The sequence below is a fragment of the Fortiea contorta PCC 7126 genome, from assembly GCF_000332295.1.
Lineage (GTDB): Bacteria > Cyanobacteriota > Cyanobacteriia > Cyanobacteriales > Nostocaceae > Fortiea > Fortiea contorta.
The window spans coordinates 1290706-1313165 of record NZ_KB235930.1 but is presented as its reverse complement, the minus strand read 5'-3'; the positions used below and the strand labels follow the sequence as shown (position 1 = coordinate 1313165).

The following is a 22460-nucleotide window of genomic DNA, read 5'->3' as shown; positions in this document are numbered from 1 at the left end:
TTTGGGTATCTTTGATTTTCCCACGGTCTTGTTGCCCGCAGAGTTATATGGAGTTGCGTGAAGTTAGGTAAATTAAAACGAAGCTTGCGGTATGGTTTTTGTGCTTTGGGAGCTTAACGCGGTTCTGGGGCGTCAGGAAGAATGGGAACTTCTGGCGTGTCTGCTTGTTTCTTTTGCCTTTGTAAATATTTACTCAGGAGGTAAGCCATATCTCCACGGGTCATGGGTTGTAATGGGGAGATGTTACCTTGGGCATCAGTGTTGATAAATCCTTCGGTGATGATTGTGGCGATCGCTCTTCTCGCCCAAGTCGGGATCGATGCTGCATCTGGGTATGGCGCTAAAATTTCTTTGACGTTTTCATCGGGAAACTGAAATACTCCATAAGCTTGAGCAAAAATAGCTAAGGCTTCGGCTTTTGTTATTCTTTGATTAGGGAAGAATAAGTTACCACGATAGCCTCTCATAATATCAGTTTTTAAGACTGTTTGAATATCTTTATATGCCCAATGGGAAGCGGGTACATCTGCTACTGATATGCTGTTTTGTGTTTGGGCTGCTTGTCGTTGTTCGAGACGAAATGTTTTCACCAAAATTGCAGCTAGTTCTGCACGATTGATCAATCGCTCTGGATAAAATTTTCCATCAGCAGAGTTAGACATTAACTTGGCTGCAGTTACCTTTTGAATTGGTTCTGCTAGTTTATCAGCGTTGGCTTCTGGCTGTTGGGATTGAACGATTCCTGGGAAGTTTTGTAAAAGTACAGTTAATAAAATTGTACCTAGCAATTGCCGCGTGATTTTCATTCTTTTTTCATCTATAAATCTGAATTGACAAATACTGTGACACTAACCTGCTAGGGAAAAGCACTGCCTAATGATTATAGCGATGATGTAAATTTTTTGCTGGGTGGAGTTGTGAGTTTTTTGTTAATTGTTATACTTCAATACCAAATTTTTCTAAGTTGGGTATCTTGGTTGTTCATGCTGACGGGAATTTGTCACATATCTGAGAAGCAAAATAGCTGATTTCTTGGATAGTATTTATTTTGAATTTTCAATGAGTGAATTTTGAATTACTAGAGATGTAGTATAGTCGGCTGTGATAGAGCTGTCTACTGATTAAATATTTTAGGAGTTTTGGTAATGACCGCAGCAGCAGACCCTGTAAAGTTAATGAAACAAGAAGTGGGCAAAGCCGCCGCCGCTTTGGTAAAATCAGGTGCGGTTGTGGGGTTGGGTACGGGGTCAACCACGGCGTATACAATTCAGTTTCTCGGTGAACGTCTCCAGTCTGGGGAACTTAAAGATATTGTTGGTGTCCCTACCTCATTTCAATCGGAAGTTTTAGCCAAGCAATACGGCGTTCCTCTCACTACCTTAGATGCAATCGACCATATCGATATTGCCATTGATGGTGCTGATGAGGTTGATCCACAGAAAAATTTAATTAAAGGGGGTGGTGCGGCCCATACCCGCGAAAAGGTGGTAGATTACCTCGCAGATCAATTTATTGTGGTGGTAGATAGTAGTAAGCTGGTAGACCGCTTGGGTTCTAGTTTCCCTGTACCAGTGGAAGTTATCCCTATGGCAATCACTCCCGTCACCAATGCCATTATTAAGTTGGGTGGTAAGCCAGAGCTGCGTATGGGCGTGAAAAAAGCCGGCCCAGTCATCACTGATCAAGGTAACTTTGTTTTGGATGTCAGATTTGACTTGATCGATGACCCTGCGAATCTAGAAAAAACACTGAATAATATTCCGGGTGTACTGGAGAATGGTATCTTTGTCAACTGTGCAGATTTAGTTTTAATTGGCGAAGTTAAAGATGGACAGCCTTTAGTGAAGCAGATATAGGCGTGGGAGGTGGGGAGGTGGGGTGATGGGGAGTGTGGGGAGTGTGGGGAGATGGGGAGATGGGGAGATGGGGTGAATAAAGAATTTATGCTTACGCTTGCTATCTTCCCCGTCCTCCCACACCTCCCACACCTCCCACACCTCCCACACCTCCCACACCTCCCACACCTCCTGTTCCCTGTTCCCTCTAAGAATGAATTTAATTTTTTGTAACTACTTATAATATCAGCACCCAGAGAAAAAATAAGTATCTCATTTTCACAACCTCCGTGTTTTAAGCCTTTTTCTTTTTACTCTCCAAACGCCACAGCTTTTCTAAGGTAGCAATTTGTTGACGGAGAACCGCAGCACGGTATTTTCGATAAGCTTTAACGCCAAAACACAAAGATATGGGGATAATAAAGATTAAAAGTGCGATCGCTCCATTAATATTTACAGATGTAGAACTAACCTGAGAATGGTTAGATGCTGATTGACTAGTAGAGTAGTTCTGCATAAGTGCTCCCAAAGTAAAAAAATTAGTAAAGTGCAAATAAACTCACATGCTAATTAAGATCGTCAACGATTGACAGCTCAGTTGTCAGGCGAATTAATTACTCTTCACCTAAAACCTGTAGAATTATGCCTGTGGTCAGGTCAAAAAATGACCAATAACAGACTTCAGTAAGATGACCGCCCTTTTCTGATTTCAGTGTTTTTTTCTCGATTCTGGAAAATTACCAGACTCAGAGGGCTGAATACGGGAAGTAAGAGTGTGGGAGGTGTGGGGAGTGTGGGAGGTGTGGGGAGTGTGGGAGGTGTGGGGAGTGTGGGAGGTGTGGGGAGTGTGGGAGGTGTGGGAGGTGTGGGAGGTGGGGGAAGCTTTGGGTTCTGAGCAAGATATTTTGAGTTCTGAAATTTAAGCTCCAGGCTCAAAGGCTCAAGCTTCAGGCTCAAAGGCTCAAGCTCCAGGCTCAAAGGCTCAAGCTTCAGGCTCAAAGGCTCAAGCTTCAGGCTCAAAGGCTCAAGCTCCAGGCTCAAAGGCTCAAGCTTCAGGCTCAAAGGCTCAAGCTTCAGGCTCAAAGGCTCAAGCTTCAGGCTCAAAGGCTCAAGCTTCAGGCTCAAAGGCTCAAGCTTCAGGCTCAAAGGCTCAAGCTTCAGGCTCAAAGGCTCAAGCTTCAGGCTCAAAGGCTCAAGCTTCAGGCTCAAAGGCTCAAGCTTCAGGCTCAAAGGCTCAAGCTCCAGGCTCAAAGGCTCAAGCTCCAGGCTCAAAGGCTCAAGCTTCAGGCTCAAAGGCTCACTCTTTAATCCCCATCACCCCATCACCCCATCACCCCATCACCCCATCACCCCATCACCCCATCACCCCATCACCCCATCACCCCATCACCCCATCACCCCATCACCCCATCACCCCATCACCCCACCTCCCCACCTCCCCATCCCCCCATCACCCCATCCCCGTACAACTAAATCCCATGACTCTTACCAATTACCCAGTTACGCCGAAAAAATCTGGCTAAAGCTGATTCTTCCAAAGATAAATAAATTGGGCGTCCGTGGGGACAGGTGCGGGGGTTACGGGTATTTTGCCATTGATTGAGTAGCGTTTGCATTTGGTTTAGGTTCATTGGTGTCCCGTTGCGAATGGCGGTGCGACAAGCGACAGCTACTTGGGCTGTTTGTAAATCTCCTCCCCAACTGAGTTCTAAAATTGCTTGTGCACAGTCTTCGCGGTGTTGTAACATTGCAGGTATGCTCCGCACTGCCCAAAGTTGTTCACCAAAGGGTTCTATATCTAAACCTATGCGTTGCAGTTGAGAGACTTGGGCTGGGGATAATTGATAAAGAATGATTGCGGGTTCGACGGGGATGATTTGCCAGCGATCGCACAATTGTTCATATAACACTCGTTCATGGGCGATGTGCTGTTCTACTAACCACATTCCCCCTGGATGTTCTACCACTATATAAGTATTGCTCAGTTGGGCGATCGCTTTGAGAGAGGTTTGCTGATCGTCTTCTGGTGAGTTTTGCGGTTGGAAATTATAATTGCCTTTCGCTTCAGCCGCTTTCAATAATTTACTGACTCGCGTTGTTTGCACAGCCTCTTTGAGGTTAACCGCACTGATGCGGAGAGCTTGTTCAATTCCTTGAATCACTTGTTCTTGCCAAAAATTGACCTCGTTGAGGTAAATTTCTGTTTTCGCCGGGTTACGATTCCAATTGATGTGCTCAGGAGAAATCACCAGATGCAAAAAACAAATAGGATAGCGATCGCGTGGTAATGTTTTATGAAAAGTTGAAAGAATTGTCTGTTCTATCTCCGGACATTTAACCATCCTGCCATTCATTGCCACCCTCACCCAATCTGGACGATGGCGATGACACCTATCCGGTAATCCTACTACTAAATTTAGTGCTGAGTGAGCAAGATTGGCGACATCTAGTTTCAACTCTTGCAGGTCACTAGAACGGATTTTGGGAATAATTTGCGGTAGCAGTTGTGCGATAGTTCGGCAGGGATAGATGGTAAAGTATTCCCGGTCATTTTGCCAAACCTGCCAAGTAACATGAGGATGACACAGAGCGATTTGGTGAATAGTTGCTTGCACAGCTTTCATTTGCTGTGATGTTGGAGGTAAACCCTGACGGCGAGATAGACAATTACCGAAAAGATTCGAGACTGTTACCACTGTACCAGGAGCGATCGCCGTTGCCGTCACCTCAACAGCCGCCCCACCCTCACCATACACCACCCGCCACCCTAAGTTTTCCTGGGCTGGACGGCTAAAGATTTCTAAACTTGCCAAATTCGTCAAACTGTGCAGTGCTTCGCCACGAAATCCCAAGCTATTGATTTTCCATAAATCTGCACAAGAGCGAATTTTACTCGTGCTGTGAGCGATCGCTGCTTGTTGCAAATCTTCTAAATTCATTCCACAACCATTATCAGCCACACGCACCCGCCACTGCTGCGGCCAAATAGCCACCACAATTCTAGTCGCGCCCGCGTCTAGGGAGTTTTCCACCAATTCTCGCACGACAGCCGCTAAAGAATCGATTACCTCGCCTGCGGTAATCAGATATACAACTTCCGTTGGTAGTGTTTGGATAATAGATGCCATGAGTTATTTAGCAGGAACAGGAGGTGTGGGAGGTGGGGTGATGGGGAGGTGGGGAGGTGGGGAGGTGGGGAGGTGTGGGAAGGGTGGGAGGTGTGGGAAGGGTGGGAGGAAGGAGAAGACAGCAAGCGTCAGCATAAATTCTTTTTTTCTCTCACCTCCCCATACTTCGACTTACTTCGACTTCGCTCAGTACAAGTCACCCCATCACCCCATCACCCCATCACCCCACATTCCCAAAAATTCTTATTAATTGTAAAGAAATTTCAATTCAAATTAGGATATTTGATAAATTGCTTGTGAGGTTATAAGCGGGAAAAGCTTATGAGTAGAAATTTAGCAGTTGATGTACACGATTTAAAGTCTCGTTTGGAATGGGGTCAACCGGCCTTTACAATTGTTGATGTACGCGATCGCCCTTCCTACAATCAAGGTCATATCACCGGAGCCATCCAAATTCCTCTCGATGAATTGGCGCTAAAAGCCAAATCTGCTTTGCACAGCGAACGCCATATTTATGTTTATGGTGCTGATGATGAGCAAGCAGTCCACGCTACCCAAGCGCTTCTAGAAGCTGGGTTTGCTGAAGTCTCCGGGATTCCTGGTGGTCTTTCTGCTTGGAAAAGCATCGGTGGTGCGACAGAAGGTGTAGGCGCTTAGAGTTATCTAGCGACTAGCCAATTAGACTATTTGCACAAATTCACCGTTTTGGGCTTTGCTAAATCTCAATATAAATTTGCGGCGTTGCATAGTTGCGGGGTGAATAAGGTTTTCTACCAAAGGTAAAGGTCGTTTCTTTGCGTTTTGGCGACAGACGCTTTGACGCCAGTCGCTTCAAGCCGAGCCAGCTGCTTGGGGGGTTCCACCCTTCAAGCAGACCGGCGCGGGAAACCCGCCCAGACGAGTGTCTTTGCTTTTGCGCGAGATAAAAATCGTTCCGTTATTGAGCAACGTCTCATTTTGTTGTGGAGATGCAAAATGTAAATACGCAAAATGTAGAGATGCAAAATGTAAATACGCAAATGGATGGTTATATGCTGATGCAGCAGGTGAGGGCATTGTCACCAGCCCAGGGAGGACAGGTAAAGGCGATCGCCCTAACTGCCTACGCTGGAGATATTAATTATCAACAAGCAATGGCAGCAGGCTTTCAACTGCATCTTTCCAAGCCAGTAAAGCCTGAGAAATTGCTGCAGGCGATCGCCCGGTTGTTTCATACTTCTTCTGCAGCGGCATCGTCAATTATGCCACAGTAGCACTAGTTGCACTTTTGCTGATTGAATGCTCAATTGCAACTTCAAAGGCGACGGTATACACATAAAATAAACAAAGTTTTAAGTATATTTTACAACTTTTCAAACATCATTTAAAAGCGATAATTACTAACTAAAAATTATCTCTATTATGCAATGCTCAATTTTTTAATGCACTCACCCTTGACATTATCTCAGGTTAGCGACTAAAACAATATAGTGCGTGAATACACAGTTTTATGCTTTATTGCCTCCATGATTAACTTGATTTTCAGATAACTTATAATTTTTAAAAATGTAGTGAGCAAAAAGAGTTAGTAGCAGGTATCTGCAACTGGCAAATACAACAGTTTAGAAATTTTCTAGAATTTTTTGTTATTAATTTAACTGGAATAGATAAAACAATAATTCCATTTCTGCTACAAAATTAATAACATTTTGCACTTTTGTGAGTTCAATTATCATCACAGTTTCCAGCATTTCTCAGAATAAATGCCACATCTAACTTGTAGAATGCATTGTCAGGATCATATCAAGCTCAGGTAATCACTTGATATGATCCTGACAATAATAATTAGTGATTGATAATTACTCCTCAAGCATTAGATTATTTCTAAATAGTCAGTGAAATCTGGATAGCACAACTGTGAATGCATTTGGACACAATTTGCATTGAGCGAGCGATTTTATGTCAAAAAAGTCCTTTCAAGACACTGAAAATCAGTTTTTCACACCTGATCAGCACAAGGATTTATTGAAAAATTTACCTGAAAAATTGCAACCAGAATATCGGCGAAGGCTAGAAATTATGCTGTTGGCAGATATGGGAAAATCACAAACCGAAATTTGCCAAATTTTAGGTTGTTCTCAGGAAATGGCTCGTTATTGGATTACTATTGCTAAAGCAGGTTTAGTTGAACAATGGCAGCAACGACCAATAGGCAGACCAAAAACTGTCAATCAACAATATCTCAACAGATTAAAAGAATTGTTGAGCCATAGTCCCCGGAAATATGGTTACGCCTTTAGTAGTTGGACATCTCAATGGTTAAGCAAGCATTTGGCAACTGAATTTGGTATTGAAATCAGTAATCGCCACATTAATAGATTGCTCAAAGAAATGGGTCTGGCTACACAAAAAAACCGGATACATAAACAAATAGAAATTCCAGAAACAAAGGCGAATGGTGTAAGAATCAGTGACTTACACTCTCAGACTGATTCTCATCTATATCAGTCATTAAATTTGATGCAGATTAATAACTAAGTTTGGGGTAAAAGAGAGGAAATGCCATCAATATTTTCCCAAGAACAACTGGGTCAATTACTGACCTCTATTTTGGATGAAAAGCTTTCGGATAGGGAATTAAACAATTGTTGGGCAAAAGTTGAAATTGTAGAACCACCCATAGCAAAACTGTTTTGGAAATCAAGAGATGCGAAGGCAGGAATTTATTTAGTGGTTTCGGGTAAAGTCAGATTATTAGATAGTTCTGGTAACTTAATTTCTACTTTAGCAGCAGGGTCTTCGTTTGGTGAAATGACCTTGTTTGCAAAGTCAGACTTTAGCTTTTATGCTGCGAGGGCTTCAACTAATTTAAAACTGTGTTATCTCAACGAAAATTTATTGCAGACTTTGATCGCTAAATACCCCAAAATCTGCGATCGCTTTTTAGTACGTGCAGAACTTTGGGATTTGCTGATGTTGTATCGTCAACAACACCCCCAAACTTCACCAGAGGGTATATTTCAGGCATTATATTTGTTTGAAAGGCTTTCATTGAGAGAGTTTCAAGAGTTTTCTCCAGAACAAGATACTCAGTTATTTTTGCTACGTCAAGGAAAACTACAGCATCCCGACGGTAGTTATTTAATCCCAGAAAAAATATATACGCCAGAACAGGGTAATTGGGAAGCAACTCAACCAACAATTATTTATCGTTTAAGGACTAGGGATTGGCAAACAGCACTGCAATTTTGGCAAGAATTAGCAGAGTTAACTAACTATCAGGAGCGCCAAGATAGAGTAAATAATCAGCAATCTGCAATTCCTAATGTAATTCCTTTTCCAGCCAAGGCTACCCCAAAAAAGAAACAACGACGTGCTTATTTTCCAACACCTCAAGTAAAAGCTAGACATCTATGGGCACAAATAACTAAACGCTATCCCTTTTTTGAACAACAAAGTACTTCCGATTGCGGTGTCGCTTGTTTAGTAATGATTGGTCGCTATTGGGGTAAGGGTTTTAGTATTAACAGATTGCGGGATTTAGCGAACGTTAATCGTATTGGGGTTTCTTTGCGAGGGTTAGCCAGCGCCGCTGAAAGTATTGGTTTTGCAAGCCGTCCAGTTAAAGCCAGCCTAGATAAATTAGCACAACAACCCCTACCTGCGATCGCGCATTGGGAAGGTAATCATTACATTGTTGTTTATAAAATTACCAAAAAATATGTCATTGTCGGTGATCCTGGAATTGGTCAACGTAGCCTCACCCATCATCAATTCCTAGCAGATTGGACTGGTTATGCTTTAATATTACAACCTACCGCCCTCCTCAAAGAAAGTGAAGAAGCAAGTACACCATTTTGGCAGTTATTCGAGTTAGTTAAACCACATTGGCAAGTACTACTAGAAGTTTTCGTTGCTTCTGTATTTATCCAATTATTTGGATTAATTACACCTCTATTTACGCAGTTACTTTTAGACAGAGTTATTGTCCAAGGTAGTACCCTCACTTTAACTGCTGTCGGGTTTGGTTTGTTGATTTTTGGTTTATTCCGCGTCGCCCTTAATGGACTACGACAATACCTGCTAGATCATACAGCCAACCGTATTGGCGTAGCGCTAATGGTAGGTTTTATCAAACATACATTTCGCCTCCCTTTAGCTTTTTTTGAGTCGCGTTACGTTGGTGATATTGTTTCTCGCGTCCAAGAGAATCAAAAAATTCAGCGCTTTCTCACAGGCGAAGCACTATCAATAATTCTCGATTTAGTGACAGTATTTATCTATGTGGGATTGATGTTTTGGTATAGCTGGAAAATGGCATTATTAGCACTAGCAATTGTGCCACCATTTTTAATTTTAGCGCTGGTTGCTACACCCTTTTTTCGCCGCATCAGCCGCGAAGTTTTTGGTGCATTAGCTAAAGAGAATAGTTATTTGATTCAATCCCTCACGGGTATTCGTTCCATTCGCTCAATGGCAATTGAACAGACCGTGCGCTGGCGTTGGGAAGAACTGCTAAATAACTTGACTAAAAAAATGTTTGGTGGGCAGATAGTAGGCAACCAAATGCAAATTTTTAGTTCAACAATTGAATCTTTAGCAACTACAGGATTACTCTGGTTTGGCGCTTGGTTAGTCATTCAAAATCAACTCACAATTGGGCAGTTAGTGGCTTTTAATATGTTGTTGGGTAATATTATTAGTCCCTTTCAACGCCTCACTGTCCTTTGGAATCAATTACAAGAAGTGATTATCTCTACTGAACGGATTAATGATGTTCTCGAAGCTGAACCAGAAGAAGACTTACAACATCAACCACGTCAATATTTAGCGAGTATTCGCGGTAATATTCGCTTTGAGAATATGACCTTCTGCTATCATTCTGATAATGACATTAACGTCTTAGAAAACCTCAATTTTGAAATTCAGCCAGAGCAAACTGTAGCCTTAGTAGGACGTAGTGGTTCCGGAAAAACCACCCTAGCTAAACTGATTTTGGGTTTATATACACCAACAGACGGCAAAATTTTAATTGATGGCCATGATGTCACTAGTTTAGCCTTGCGATCGCTGCGTTCTCAAATTGGTGTTGTCGATCAAGATACTTTCTTATTTGGCGGTACAATTCGTGAAAATATTAGTATCGCTTTTCCAGAAGCTTCCTTAACAGAAGTTATGAAAGTGGCACATCTAGCGGGTGCAGATGAATTTATTCGACAATTACCAATGGGTTATGAAACCCAAATTGGTGAAGGTGGTGGAATGCTATCTGGTGGACAACGCCAACGTCTAGCAATTGCACGTGCTTTGTTAGGTAATCCTCGTTTATTGATTTTCGATGAAGCGACAAGTCATCTAGATGCAGAATCAGAGCGCGTCATTCAGAATAATTTAAATACAATTCTGCAAGGTCGTACCAGCTTAATTATTGCTCATAGGCTCTCCACAATCCGCAATGCTGACTTGATTTTAGTATTAGATCGCGGTTTGTTAATTGAAAGCGGTACTCATGAGGAGTTAATTGCAAAAAGAGGTCATTACTACTACCTAAATGAACAACAACTCGCACAAGCAAGTTGATGAAAAATTTTTTGTTTCGCGCATTCGACGTTCGTCGCAGACGTTCCCGAAGGGTAGTCGTTCTCGAAGAGTAGACGCCAAGACGCAAAGGAGAGCGCAAAAAACTGTTTTCGCAAAAAGTATTTTATTTAATAAAATCTGACATCACTCATCACTCTACTATGTCTAATCCCACTATTAATTCATCATCGGTATTAACTGAGGAATCAATCAATAAATCAATCAATGATACTATCGAAGAAAATACAACTTTACCAGCTAATTATGATGATTGGTATTACGGTACTGAGGAACTATTAGATGCTTTACCTAGGCGTTGGACACGCTCTTTGCTATATTTATTAGTAATTTTTAGCGCTATAGTTTTACCTTGGGCGATGCTGTCGCAAGTTGATGAAACGGGAAGTGCTAGAGGTCGCATTGAACCGCTAGGAGAAACTCACAGATTAGATACTCAAGTAACTGGGAATATTATTGCTGTCAAGGTGAAAGAAGGTGAAGCTGTTAAAGCTGGTCAGTTACTAATAGAATTAGAATCGAATGTTCTGCGAACGGATCTGCAACAGGGAAAAGCAAAGCTAGAAGGATTAAGTAATCGACTAGTACAACTAGAACTATTGAAAAACCAATTACAACTAGCAATTGGTGTGCAAGAACAGCAAAACAAATCCCAAGAATTAGAAAAAGTTTCTCAAGTTAATCAAGCACAGCAAAATCTAGATGCGAAACAGAGTATTTATAACTTACAAAAATTGGAGAAACTGGCGCTAGTAAATCAGGCTGAACAAAACCAGATTTCTGCTCAGACTTCCTATAAATTAGCTACAAGTCGTTGGCGGAAAGATTTAACAGAAATTCAGCGCTATCGCCCTCTAGGAGATGAGGGTGCTGTTCCACAAATTAAAGTTGTGGAATTAGAAAAAATTGCTGACGAAAGCGAAAGAATATTTGAGCAAAGTGAATCAAGTGTCAAGCAAGCAATATTACGCTTTCAAGAAGAAAAAAACCGCTATCAGGGAATTATGCACCAAGCTGTAGCAGATATTCAGCAAGCAAAATTGAGACTAGAAGAACAACAAAACAGTTATAAAAGTGTAATTAATGCTGGTAAATTGGCTTTGCTGAAAAACCAGGAACAACTGAAAGATATGCAAACGCAAATTACCAGCCTCAAATCAGAAATAGTTCAAACTAGAAGCCAAATTACTTCTGTTAAACTACAATTGGCACAACGTTTAATGAAATCACCCATCGATGGTGTAATTTTTAATTTACCTATCAAAAAGCCTGGTGTAGTTGTGCAAACTGGTCAGACGATCGCTCAAATTGCTCCTCAAGGAATTCCGTTTGTACTTAAGGCTAATATTCCTAGTCAACAAAGTGGTTTTTTGAAAACAGGAATGTCAGTTAAAGTGAAGTTTGATGCTTATCCATTCCAAGATTATGGAGTAGTCACAGGGAAGGTAATTCGCATGTCACCAGATTCTAAAGTTATGGAAACTTCTCAAGGTAAAGTAGAAGTTTTTGAGATGGAAATTTCTCTGAATTCTTCTGATAACCAACGTATTCCTCTAACTCCTGGTCAAACAGCTACAGCAGAGGTAATTGTGCGTCAACGCCGTTTGATTGATTTCATCTTAGATCCGTTTAAAAAGCTGCAAAAAGGTGGTTTAGAGCTTTAGTAAATCGCCAAGTGTTTTGGGAATTACAGCGTTTCTTTTTCTAGTGAAGTACATCTTGTTGAGTTCAGAGGCTAGAGACTAGGGGTGCTTAGGCTAGTGTGTTTATAAGTTGGGCTGTACTTGATTTAACTGGAAAAGGCTATATATCAATCAGGGTGTGTTTCGACTTCGCTCAACCCACATCACAAGAAAAAATTAATATTTTTGATGTGGAAGTTGTTGAGAGTTAGACTTTTATAAAATTGAGGAGTTAAGATATGTTAAAATCAGTAAATGTGTCTCAAAAAGAAATATTTGAGCAACTGAAGCTTTCCTGTCAAATGCCTAGTATATTGGAAGCGATCGCCACTCGTAAAATCATCTCTCATACAGCTAAAGAAGCGGGTATTAAAGTCGAAATCGACGAACTACAACAAGCCGCTGATGCTTTGCGAGCAACTAACAGACTCATTAAAGCTGAGGACACTTGGACATGGTTACAAAAACATTATCTTTCTGTCGAAGATTTTGAACAATTAGCAGAAATTAACTTGTTATCTGTCAAGTTAGCGCAACATTTATTCGCAGACAAAGTTAAACCATACTTTTATGAAAATCACATCAATTATTTAGCTGCTGTCACCTATGAAGTTGTCTTAGAAGATGAAGATTTAGCTTGGGAACTGTTTTACGCAGTCTCTGAAGGTGAAATTACTTTCCAAGATGTGACTCGTCAATATATCCAAAATCCTGAACTGCGTCGCGCTGGTGGATATCGTGGTATCAAACATCGTCATGAGGTTAAACCAGATATTGCTGCTGCGGTTTTTGTTGCTCATCCTCCAGAGTTACTCAAACCGATTGTAATTGCACAAAAAGTACATCTAATTTGGGTAGAAGAAATCATTCAGCCAAAATTAGACGAGCAGTTATGCTTAAAGATTATGGGCGAATTATTCGCAGATTGGTTAAAACAACAAATCACGCAAGTAGAAATTATTCCCCATTTTGAATCAGATTCCTATTCTCAACCAGTCCAGGAATTGCTGAAGATAGCTTCATAATTTTTTGATTTTATATATAGCTTAGATCCCCGACTTCTTAAAGAAGTCGGGGATTCGAGCAAATTATCAATTACGAAGTTATACAAAATGGTGCGTTAAGCTAAAGCTTAACGCACCCTACTGGCGTGTCTAGCCTTAAATAGTGCATTAGTAGGGTGCGTTGTAGCGTACCGCTTTCATCGGAACCCGCAGGGTAGCGTAACGCACCGCCTGCGGAGGTCAAGACGGTACGTTACTTCGTTAACGCACCCTACAAAAATAAAAATCTATTGCAACATTTTAGTTTTGTCACGCCACTACTTACTTACTGAATATATAATTAGCTTAGTGCGTAATTTACTAATGCTAGAGCGATCTTATTAGAAATTTTTAGGAAAGCGGTTGCAAACTTTTCGTAAGCACTTAATATTCCCAATGCAGCTGTTAATGCATCGCCCTTGCTCAAACCACCACCGTTAACAAATGCTGCTTCAGTTTCAGCAACTTCATTGATGAAGGAATTAGAGTCAATAGCCAAGTCGGAAATTGTGATTCTAGACATGATTGTTCTACCTGAGATAACTAATTTATTGGGGAATTAAGCTTTTGTTTGCTTAACTCTTGAATCTATTTTCGGCGATACAAAATGTAAATTCAATAATTAAAAACAAGAGATAGGACATAACTACAGGAGTTTTGTCTCTTGGTTTATAATCTCAAAAAATATCACTTTTATAAGGAATTACTTTATTTAAAATCTATCAGAGCTATGCAAATAAAAATCACTTGGAGACATAATTCCAGGTGTTTTGTCCTGAAAACTTAGTCGTAATGCAAAAACCAGAATTTTGAGTTAAAAATTGTGAATATTCGGCGATTTATTATAGAATAAAGACTAAATATAAAAAGTATATATAATTGCAGAAATACGCGTAAGTAGAGCTGTGCCCCATACGCCCAAGTTTTGCTGGGCAATGCCTACAAATACTATAATTAAAGGCTAAATATTAAGAGGCATCATAAAAATCCCCATAATTTACATTAGGGGATTGGAAGTGGACGTATTTTTTCTGGCGCTGTGGGTCTCCCTTTAACAATCTCTCATCGCCAAAACTTTGCTGGATTCAGGTTTCAATAACCCATTCAACAAAGACGCAGGACGCTTACCATGGGGCCAAGCAAAGGCATGACGGAAGGCCGCATCTTGACAAGCTTGTAGCTGTTCAAAGCTGATAATATCGTAAGTCAAGAGGTTTTCATACTCGAATGGCAAACGCACATTGTGTAAACCGGCGTTATCTGTGCAAATGGCGATGTCTACCCCCGCATCAAAACAGCGATCAAAAACTAATTTGAGTTGACGTATATCTTGTAAAGTACCAGTTTTTGTGTAAGTTGTGGGACAAACTTCTAAACATTGTCCGCGTCTAGCCACGTCTTTTAGCAATTCTGGATACATTAAAGGAATTTGGATACCGTGTCCAATCCGCATCAGATATGGTAGCAGTTCGGGGAAACAACCGGCGGTAGTTTCGTATAAATGTCCTGTGGTTTTCACACCTAGCGATCGCGCATAATCATATAGTCTAATCCATTCGTCTTTACGTTCTGCATAATAGCTGTCACCCCCAGCCACGTCTACAGCACAAACATACTGCGGGTTCTGCGCTGCTAAATTCACAATTGCCAAGTTTACCTCATAAGGTAAGCGGGTATGCATACAGAGGATTTGGCTAGTGACAATGGGATATTGTTCTATCCGACTGGCTTTTCCTACCACTTCTACAATTTCTGCCATTTTGTCAATTCTCTCAGATTGACTCAAATGTTCAGGCGTCCGCAGGTAGGGAGTATAGCGCAGTTCTAGGTAAGCTAAATTTTCAAATATATAAGCGCCTCTGAGTAAGCGGTAGATAAAATAAGGCAAAGTTTCTACAGTTTGCACACTTTCCACCAAGGTGTGCAATTCCAGATATTCATCTAGAGTATTGCGTGGGCGAGTGTAAAAGTCTTCAAATTCTGGATAATTCGCAAACCGGGAAATTAATTCTGATCCATGTCTCTCGAAATAGCGCCACAAGACACGAGGTACAACCGAACCACCCAGATGTCGATGCAACTCTGCGTATAAAGCCATAGTGGTTTTTTTCTACGGAAACTTTAATAATTGTAACAAAAGTATTGTTAAGAAAAATGTACACCTGTAGACGGATTATGTAAAGCTATTCCTAATTTTTACTGTTGACAGCAGCGACGGTTTGTAATAACTCTCTAGCTGTGCAAGGTTTAGCGAGAAATGCTTGTACACCCATGGACGCAACTTCGACAATATTTTGACTAGCTAACAACCCGCTGATAGCAATAATTTTGACGTTAGGGTTGATCTTTTGTAACTTGCGAATAGCGATCGCGCCATCCATCCCCGGCATCATTATATCCAGCAACACTATACTGATATGCTGTTGATGTTGAGCATAAATGGCTACTGCTTCTACACCGTTATTAGCAGTCAAAACTTGGTAATTATATGTTTCCAAAGATGATTTAGTAACTTCCCTGATAACTAACTCATCATCCACTACCAAAATCAATTCACCACAGCCTTGTGGTGTTTCGCTGTTTGTAGCAGGAGCAAGATATTCTTGATGATGTGATGCAGGCAAATACACCTTAAACTCTGTACCTTCACTGAGTTGACTACAGACATCCATAAAACCACCGTGGTTTTTAATAATACCTAAAGCCGTAGATAAACCTAATCCTGTACCTTTACCTACTTCTTTAGTCGTAAAAAATGGTTCAAAAATTCGCTCTTGAATTTCTGGTGACATTCCCAACCCAGTGTCAATCACAGAAATAGCAATATAAGCACCCTCTTGGGCATCTTGTGGACGCAGCACCAAATTTTCTACCCTAATTTTTAGAGTACCGCCATTAGGCATGGCATCACGAGCATTGACCAGTAAATTCATCAACACCTGATGCAGTTGCGTGGTATTCCCCGACACATACCAAAGATTTTCGGGAATCTCTGTCTGACAGGTGATGGATTTAGGGAAAGTTTGTTTGACAATTTGCTCGATTTCATAAAGCAAATGTCTAACTTGGACAACCGTCTGCTTACCTTCCATCCCCCGTGCGAAAGACAACACCTGCTTGAGTAAATTCGCCCCGCGTCGGACATTCTTTTCTAAAGTTTGCAGGATGCGCTGACTTTGTTGGTCGCGTAATTTGATTTGTAACAACTCAATTGACATTAAAACTGGAGCGAGTACATTATTAAGATCGTGGGCAATGCCACCAGCAAGGGTACCGATACTTTCTAAACGCTGCGATCGCAAAAGTTGAGCTTCCAATTGTTTCTTCTGGGTAACTTCTGTGTTTACACTCAGAATAGATTTTGGTTGTCCCTTCTCATCCCTCACCAACACCCAGCGGCTTTCGATGGTAATTTCCTTTCCATTTTTAGTTAATTGCTGTAACTCACCTCGCCACTCACCCTGATTGACGACAGTAAAAAGGGCATCATGTAACTGTGGTTTAGTTCCTCTGTACAACAAATCCACAACATTCTCACCCAACGCTTCCTCAGCTTTCCAACCATACAAGCGTTCCGCGCCCTGATTCCAAAATAAAATTTGGTTGTCGATATTTCGCACCAAAATCGCATCAGTAGCCATATCCAGTAACATCCCTTGTTCCTGAATTTTCTGTTGTGCAAACTTGCGCTCAGTAATATCTCGCGTCACCGCTAAATGCCAAAATGTACCATCAGACTCATTACGTAAAGGTACAGCATGAGTTTCCATCCAGCGGCGAGTACCTTGAACACTCACCATCTCAAACTCTAAACTGTCCTTGTGACCTTGACAAATATTTTCATGCAATGTCGCAAATGCTGCTTGATGTTCTGGTATAATTGCGTTGCTAACAGGTTGACCGATTACCGCTTCAGCACTGTCTACCTCCATCATTGCCAGCCCAGAAGGATTAATTTCTAAGAAAGTGCCATCTCTAGCAATTAACTTGACACAATCTGGCTTGGCATCGATGATTGCTAGCAATCGATTTTCACTTTGACGCAAAGCTGATTCTGTATGCTGAAGTCGCTGGACGTAGCGCCATAACAAATCATACAACACTGCCAACATTAACAAATATAAACAAGCAGCTAGGGAAAATGAAGCCATTTCTTTGTAGGAACTGGCTGATAGCTGTTGAATATGCTGTTGTAAAACAGCTTGTTCTTCCTGAATAAATTCGTTAATTAGCTGTGGGATATCATGACTGGGAGTTTCAACCCTGTAAGATGAAACTAACTTTTGGACAGCATGAAAACCTTGGTTTTGCTTAACAGAAATCTCTGTTTGCAGCCGCTTGAGTTTGTCATTAATTTGCTGTTCTAGTAAAGAAATTAACCTGAGCTTTTGTGGATATTGCCGAATGAGGTTTTTCAGAATTTGCAGATGGCTATCACTGCGTTGACGTGCTTGAAAATATGCATCGAAGTCATCTGTATGGGCAAATAATAAATAGCTGCGTTGTGAGGTTTCAATATCTTTGAGTATTACCTGTAGCGTTTTAACTTCATTAATGATTTCTTGGGAGTCAGTTACCCCTTGCTGAACTTGCATTAGCTGTATAGTGTTGCTACAGAAAAGCACAGCATTTATCAATATAACAGCCAATGCCATAATTAATAATACTTTCAGCTTTTGGATAACAGACCATTTCATCATGCGATCGCCCTTTATACTGCAGATGTCTCCAATCTCTTAAAATTAAAAATCCAGTAGCAAACGAAAGTCAAGCACCTTGATAGTAGAGATGATGTCAGAAAATCTATTGAGCAGAGCGATGCAAATAAAGCTAACTGGTAGCAACCGTTATTTGTCATTTGTTATTTGTTAATTGTCAGGCTTTCAGACGTATTTAAGCTAATGTGCAATATTTTAACTGTCACGAAAACGCTTCTCTAAAAGGAATTTTATAGTACCCTTAACATACAACATTTGCTGCCTTAGTTTTTTATTTACTAAAATTGTTAGCAGCAACTTCATCTGCAAATAAGCCGCTATATTTACATACTACTAAAAAAGGATGAAGTATGAAGTGTCAAGTGTCAAGGATATTAGCCCTTGGCGTTTGGTGCAGGGTCGGATAAAAAACGAACTTAATACATTCACAGCCATGAGCGAAAAAAATCAAGTTTTTTTCCTCAGTTCCCGCCCCACCCCTTTATGGGTTGGATAATTTCATACTTCACTTGACACGCTCAAGGAAGTATGTTAATAATTATTGATTGTGGAAACTTTACCTCTATAAAATAAACGCTTTGGCTAACGTCATTGTTATAGGTGCCCAGTGGGGCGATGAAGGAAAAGGTAAAATAACTGACTTACTCAGCCGCTCCGCAGATGTGGTGGTACGTTACCAAGGGGGTGTGAATGCTGGACACACTATAGTGGTGAAGGGTCAGACCTTTAAACTGCACTTAATACCCTCTGGTATTTTGTATCCAGACACCAAGTGCATTATTGGTTGTGGAACAGTCATAGATCCACAAGTTTTGATTCAAGAACTTGACCAATTAGAACAGTTAAATGTCTCGACTACCAACCTGCTGATTTCAGAGACAGCCCACGTGACAATGCCTTACCACAGATTAATCGACCAGGCATCAGAAGAACGTCGGGGAACACACAAAATTGGTACAACTGGTAGAGGGATTGGCCCCACCTACGCTGATAAATCAGAGCGTACAGGTATCAGAGTTCTAGACTTGATGGACTCCCAAGGACTACGTGACCAGTTAGAGTGGACGATTAATTATAAAAACGTCATTCTTGAAAAGCTTTATAACTTACCGCCCCTTGATCCAGAAGCAGTCATCCAAGAATATTTGGGGTATGCAGAACGCCTACGCCCTTATGTCGTTGATAGCTCATTGAAAATATACGATGCGGTGTTGCGGCGGCGAAACATTTTGTTTGAAGGTGCTCAAGGAACCCTGCTTGACCTAGACCACGGGACATATCCTTACGTTACCTCCTCCAACCCAGTAGCGGGGGGAGCTTGCGTTGGCACTGGGTTAGGGCCGACAATGATAGACCGAGTAATTGGAGTGTCGAAAGCCTACACAACGCGAGTAGGCGAAGGGCCATTTCCTACCGAACTCAACGGCAAAGTGGGAGAATTATTATGCGATCGCGGTGCAGAATTCGGCACAACCACCGGACGAAAACGCCGCTGTGGCTGGTTCGATGCGGTGATTGGTCGCTATGCAGTCCGGATTAATGGTATGGATTGTATCGCCATCACCAAACTGGATGTGCTAGACGAACTCGAAGAAATCAATGTTTGCGTCGCCTATGAAATAGACGGTTCACGCTGCGATCACTTCCCCACCAGTTCCCGTCAATTTGCTCGGTGTCGCCCTATCTACAAAACTTTACCAGGATGGCAAGTATCTACAAGTAACTGTCGCACCCTGGAAGACTTACCGAAGGAAGCATTGGACTATCTCAAGTTCCTCGCCGAATTAATGGAAGTCCCGATCGCGATCGTTTCTTTGGGAGCTAGCCGCGATCAAACCATCATTGTAGAAGACCCCATCCACGGGCCTAAACGTGCTTTGTTGCACGCTGACGGTACTCCCGCCTCTCTTCTCAGTGCCTAAGATGGTTATTAGTCATTAGCAAATGACTAATGACAAATGACTAATGACAAATGACAACCCACAAATTCTATGCCTATCACAGTTGAATCTCAAAAACGACCAGAAGGAAGCAAGCCGAAAGCTTTACGCCGTTCTGGATTGATACCTGCAAACTTGTACGGTCACAATGGTATCGAATCGGTATCTTTAGTACTAAACGCTAAAGATGTTGAGCGCCTGCTCAAACAAGCGGCCCCCAATAAGACAGAAATTGTCCTCAGTATTCCGGATCTGGAATGGACAGGCTCAACAGTGCTGCGAGAAGTTCAAGTCCATCCAGCAAAGGGTACCCCTTATCACTTAAGCTTTTTTGCTGCTAAGGGTTAATCTTCAGTTTTAATTGAGTTTTGCTCAAGCCCATCCCTGCTGGGGGTGGGCTATTTTTATATAGCAGGGAACAGGGGATAGGGGATAGGGTTGAAAGTCGCTGTCTTGAAAAGTGACGCTCCTCTCTATTTCCAGCTCACTCCCACTCAGCACTTAAACGACGGAAATTATAATCGCCAGCACTCGGATGACAGGTAACACAGTTATTAATTTGACTGGGGCGCGGTAGCTTGACACCTGGATGCAAAGCTCGGAAATAACGGGAATTGTTGACCCGGTATGGCGTTTCTTCATCTTGTCGCTGGGGACGAGAGAAAATTTGCAGATATTTCCACACCAAGACGCGCGGTGGGTCGATTAAAGGTTTGAGTTGTACACCGTAGTGTTGGGAATCTTGTAGGAGATTTCGCCAAGTTTGGGTGGGTAAGACTGCTGGTGGTAAAGCCAGATGACAAGTAGAACAGTTTTCTATGTATAGTTCTTGCCCCAGTTTATATTGTGCTGGCACCACATCCACAGTGCCGATTTCTGCGACAGTTGTTGCACCTTGGGCATTGCTAGCCATGGCTAAAAGCCAACCCATAGCTAGACTCCAGGCTAAAACTGTTAAGATTAGGATATAGCGATCGCGGGTTTTGCGCTTCACAAGATTTGACATTCCTCCCATTCCTTCATCTGAATTAGCAACATCGCCCCATCCTGATGTGACGCAATTAAATCAATTTAGTTTTATGATGTCAAAAACCCAAAATGTTGCAACCCTTCGGCAATTCCCTCTGCAAACTTAGCTGTCGCTAAATAACGATTTTGGTGAGGATGAGCTTGATGCCAATGCAACAATTCTGGTTGAGCATTGCCGACAATGATACCTTTTTCTTTTTTGTCTGCAAACAAAGCGATATCATTACCAGAGTCACCACAAGCTACGGTTTTGTCTACATCGATTTCTAGATTTTCCCTAACAAAGGTCATAGCCATACCTTTATTGGCTTGACTCGGCAAAATATCTAAATCCTTACCGCCGCTATAGATAACTTGGATATCTAATTTCGCCTCCAACAGACGGGATTTGATTTCTGGGATGATATCTGCTGCTGCTTCTGGGAGAAAATAACTGACTTTAAAGGGTCTTTGCTCACTTGTTGGTTGCAGTTTTAATATACTGAAATCTGCCAAAATATTGATGACTAATTCTTTATCCCAAGCTTGTGAAAGCTTGTGTGACCACTCCAGAAATGGGCTATCTAGATCCTGATAGAAAATTTCCGTCCCCACAGAGCAAATCACCACATCTGGGGCCAGTAATGATTTTTCATCCCGCAGTTGTTGGTAGAGAAAAGGCGATCGCCCTGTTGAATAAACAATCTTTGTGCCGTAACGCTGACGATGCTGTTCTAATCTTTGATTGAGTTGCACCATCGCCTCGTCATCACCGACTAAGGTATAGTCCAGGTCTGTGATTAAAAGAAAATGTTCCACACTATACCTCTTCCAAAATGATTAAGATTTTTTAGCGTAGTCACAGTAACTAATAGGCACAGTAGAATATACCACAACCTCAAAGACATTTTGATGAGTAGAGCGACGCAAGACGCCCCATTGCCCAAAAACTCAACTTTCACCGTGGGTGAAGTTTTTCATCGCCAACTCCGATTGCACACACCACCGCTGACCATCATGAACCAGTAGCGTCAAACTGTTAACAGTAAACTCAAAATGTAACTGACGTTGCTCTAATTCTGCCCAAGAAGCATAAAAATTTGGTTTTGTCAAATCTCTAAACGCGACTGTCATGTGGGGTGCAAAGGGGCGAGTTTGAGCAACCTTGTCCACAATCCCCAAATGACTCGCCAAATGCGCCATCAAATCAGCTTGCAAATTCACTAGCGCCGCAGTTTTCACCACATTGAGATAAATCACGCGAGGAGCAAAAGCCCCATAACCATCGAGTGTCATCAGTATTGGGTTTTGCTCACTGGCGAATGTCTGCAAACATGCTTCTAGCAGCGGTAAATCCCCATCTACCCATACAAAAGGCGGCTGTAGAGTCACATGTGGCGGCGATTTTTGTGCCCCACAGCTAGCATATTTGTCAGCAAAATACTGCTTAACTTGATTAGCGTAGTCTTGGATGTGCTGTGGCGGGAGGAGGGCGACAAAATAACGGCTCATTTGGGAATTAGGGGCTA

20 protein-coding genes and 1 pseudogene are annotated in these 22460 nt (G+C 41.7%); 11 read left to right on the top strand and 10 right to left on the bottom strand.

Annotation, left to right across the window (positions count from 1 at the left end; genetic code table 11):
• Positions 1–113: 113 nt before the first annotated feature.
• The gene (locus MIC7126_RS0106315; protein WP_017652289.1) at positions 114–806 is read right to left on the bottom strand and encodes an S-layer homology domain-containing protein; all 693 of its coding nucleotides are present in this window, start codon (positions 804–806) and stop codon (positions 114–116) included.
• Positions 807–1145: 339 nt separating this feature from the next.
• Between MIC7126_RS0106315 and rpiA the strand changes: the two genes are divergently transcribed.
• Positions 1146–1856 (top strand): ribose-5-phosphate isomerase RpiA, encoded by a 711-nt coding sequence (gene rpiA, locus MIC7126_RS0106310; RefSeq protein ID WP_017652288.1) that lies wholly within the window; start codon positions 1146–1148, stop codon positions 1854–1856.
• Here the strand turns inward: rpiA and MIC7126_RS29070 are convergent.
• Together MIC7126_RS29070 and MIC7126_RS0106305 are read right to left on the bottom strand one after the other, a co-directional pair.
• The gene (locus MIC7126_RS29070; RefSeq protein WP_154655847.1) at positions 1839–2024 is read right to left on the bottom strand and encodes a hypothetical protein; all 186 of its coding nucleotides are present in this window, start codon (positions 2022–2024) and stop codon (positions 1839–1841) included. The two genes, rpiA and MIC7126_RS29070, sit on opposite strands and share 18 nt — an antisense overlap.
• Positions 2025–2130: 106 nt before the next feature.
• Positions 2131–2352: a hypothetical protein gene (locus MIC7126_RS0106305; protein ID WP_017652287.1), complete on the bottom strand. Its 222-nt coding sequence runs from the start codon at positions 2350–2352 to the stop codon at positions 2131–2133.
• 395 nt (positions 2353–2747) lie between these two features.
• Between MIC7126_RS0106305 and MIC7126_RS29065 the strand changes: the two genes are divergently transcribed.
• Complete coding sequence (locus MIC7126_RS29065; protein WP_081603073.1) at positions 2748–3143, top strand: DUF3540 domain-containing protein; 396 nt, start codon at positions 2748–2750, stop codon at positions 3141–3143.
• Between the two features lie 161 nt (positions 3144–3304).
• Here MIC7126_RS29065 and mutL read toward each other — a convergent pair whose 3' ends face one another.
• Positions 3305–4963 (bottom strand): DNA mismatch repair endonuclease MutL, encoded by a 1659-nt coding sequence (gene mutL, locus MIC7126_RS0106295; protein ID WP_017652285.1) that lies wholly within the window; start codon positions 4961–4963, stop codon positions 3305–3307.
• Here mutL and MIC7126_RS31190 point away from each other — a divergent pair.
• From MIC7126_RS31190 to MIC7126_RS0106255, 7 genes and pseudogenes are all read left to right on the top strand, one after another.
• A complete protein-coding gene (locus MIC7126_RS31190; RefSeq protein ID WP_040629712.1) occupies positions 4962–5213 on the top strand; it encodes a hypothetical protein in 252 nt (83 codons plus the stop codon). The two genes, mutL and MIC7126_RS31190, sit on opposite strands and share 2 nt — an antisense overlap.
• Before the next feature lie 71 nt (positions 5214–5284).
• Positions 5285–5620, top strand: coding sequence for a rhodanese-like domain-containing protein (locus MIC7126_RS0106285; RefSeq protein WP_017652283.1), 336 nt, complete (start codon positions 5285–5287; stop codon positions 5618–5620).
• A gap of 359 nt (positions 5621–5979) precedes the next feature.
• Positions 5980–6216 (top strand): annotated as a pseudogene (locus tag MIC7126_RS27145) (response regulator); the annotation flags it as partial.
• Between the two features lie 685 nt (positions 6217–6901).
• Positions 6902–7480: a helix-turn-helix domain-containing protein gene (locus MIC7126_RS0106270; protein ID WP_017652280.1), complete on the top strand. Its 579-nt coding sequence runs from the start codon at positions 6902–6904 to the stop codon at positions 7478–7480.
• A 21-nt stretch (positions 7481–7501) separates the two neighbouring features.
• Positions 7502–10522 (top strand): peptidase domain-containing ABC transporter, encoded by a 3021-nt coding sequence (locus MIC7126_RS0106265; protein WP_017652279.1) that lies wholly within the window; start codon positions 7502–7504, stop codon positions 10520–10522.
• A gap of 161 nt (positions 10523–10683) precedes the next feature.
• Positions 10684–12204, top strand: a complete 1521-nt coding sequence (locus MIC7126_RS0106260) for a beta-barrel domain-containing protein (RefSeq protein WP_017652278.1) — start codon at positions 10684–10686, stop codon at positions 12202–12204.
• A gap of 257 nt (positions 12205–12461) precedes the next feature.
• Positions 12462–13247 carry a peptidylprolyl isomerase gene (locus tag MIC7126_RS0106255; RefSeq protein ID WP_017652277.1) on the top strand — a complete coding sequence of 262 codons (786 nt, stop codon included), beginning with the start codon at positions 12462–12464 and terminating at the stop codon, positions 13245–13247.
• Positions 13248–13566: 319 nt separating this feature from the next.
• On the opposite strand, the gene MIC7126_RS0106250 is transcribed toward MIC7126_RS0106255, so the two are convergent.
• The 3 genes from MIC7126_RS0106250 to MIC7126_RS0106240 all read right to left on the bottom strand — a co-directional run bounded on the left by MIC7126_RS0106250 (position 13567) and on the right by MIC7126_RS0106240 (position 17860).
• Entirely contained in the window at positions 13567–13788 is a 222-nt protein-coding gene (locus tag MIC7126_RS0106250) for a hypothetical protein (protein WP_017652276.1), read from the bottom strand.
• 528 nt (positions 13789–14316) lie between these two features.
• Positions 14317–15363 carry an adenosine deaminase gene (locus MIC7126_RS0106245; protein WP_017652275.1) on the bottom strand — a complete coding sequence of 349 codons (1047 nt, stop codon included), beginning with the start codon at positions 15361–15363 and terminating at the stop codon, positions 14317–14319.
• A gap of 91 nt (positions 15364–15454) precedes the next feature.
• Positions 15455–17860, bottom strand: a complete 2406-nt coding sequence (locus MIC7126_RS0106240) for a PAS domain S-box protein (RefSeq protein WP_017652274.1) — start codon at positions 17858–17860, stop codon at positions 15455–15457.
• Between the two features lie 701 nt (positions 17861–18561).
• Here MIC7126_RS0106240 and MIC7126_RS0106230 point away from each other — a divergent pair.
• Together MIC7126_RS0106230 and rplY are read left to right on the top strand one after the other, a co-directional pair.
• On the top strand, positions 18562–19905 hold the full coding sequence (locus MIC7126_RS0106230; RefSeq protein ID WP_017652272.1) for an adenylosuccinate synthase: 1344 nt from the start codon (positions 18562–18564) through the stop codon (positions 19903–19905).
• A gap of 69 nt (positions 19906–19974) precedes the next feature.
• Positions 19975–20271 (top strand): 50S ribosomal protein L25, encoded by a 297-nt coding sequence (gene rplY / locus MIC7126_RS0106225; protein ID WP_017652271.1) that lies wholly within the window; start codon positions 19975–19977, stop codon positions 20269–20271.
• A 136-nt stretch (positions 20272–20407) separates the two neighbouring features.
• On the opposite strand, the gene MIC7126_RS0106220 is transcribed toward rplY, so the two are convergent.
• From MIC7126_RS0106220 to MIC7126_RS0106210, 3 genes are all read right to left on the bottom strand, one after another.
• Positions 20408–20929 (bottom strand): diheme cytochrome c, encoded by a 522-nt coding sequence (locus MIC7126_RS0106220; protein WP_026100072.1) that lies wholly within the window; start codon positions 20927–20929, stop codon positions 20408–20410.
• Positions 20930–21000: 71 nt separating this feature from the next.
• Complete coding sequence (locus tag MIC7126_RS0106215; protein ID WP_017652269.1) at positions 21001–21750, bottom strand: sucrose-phosphate phosphatase; 750 nt, start codon at positions 21748–21750, stop codon at positions 21001–21003.
• Positions 21751–21882: 132 nt separating this feature from the next.
• A complete protein-coding gene (locus MIC7126_RS0106210; protein WP_017652268.1) occupies positions 21883–22443 on the bottom strand; it encodes a 2'-5' RNA ligase family protein in 561 nt (186 codons plus the stop codon).
• Positions 22444–22460 lie beyond the last annotated feature (17 nt).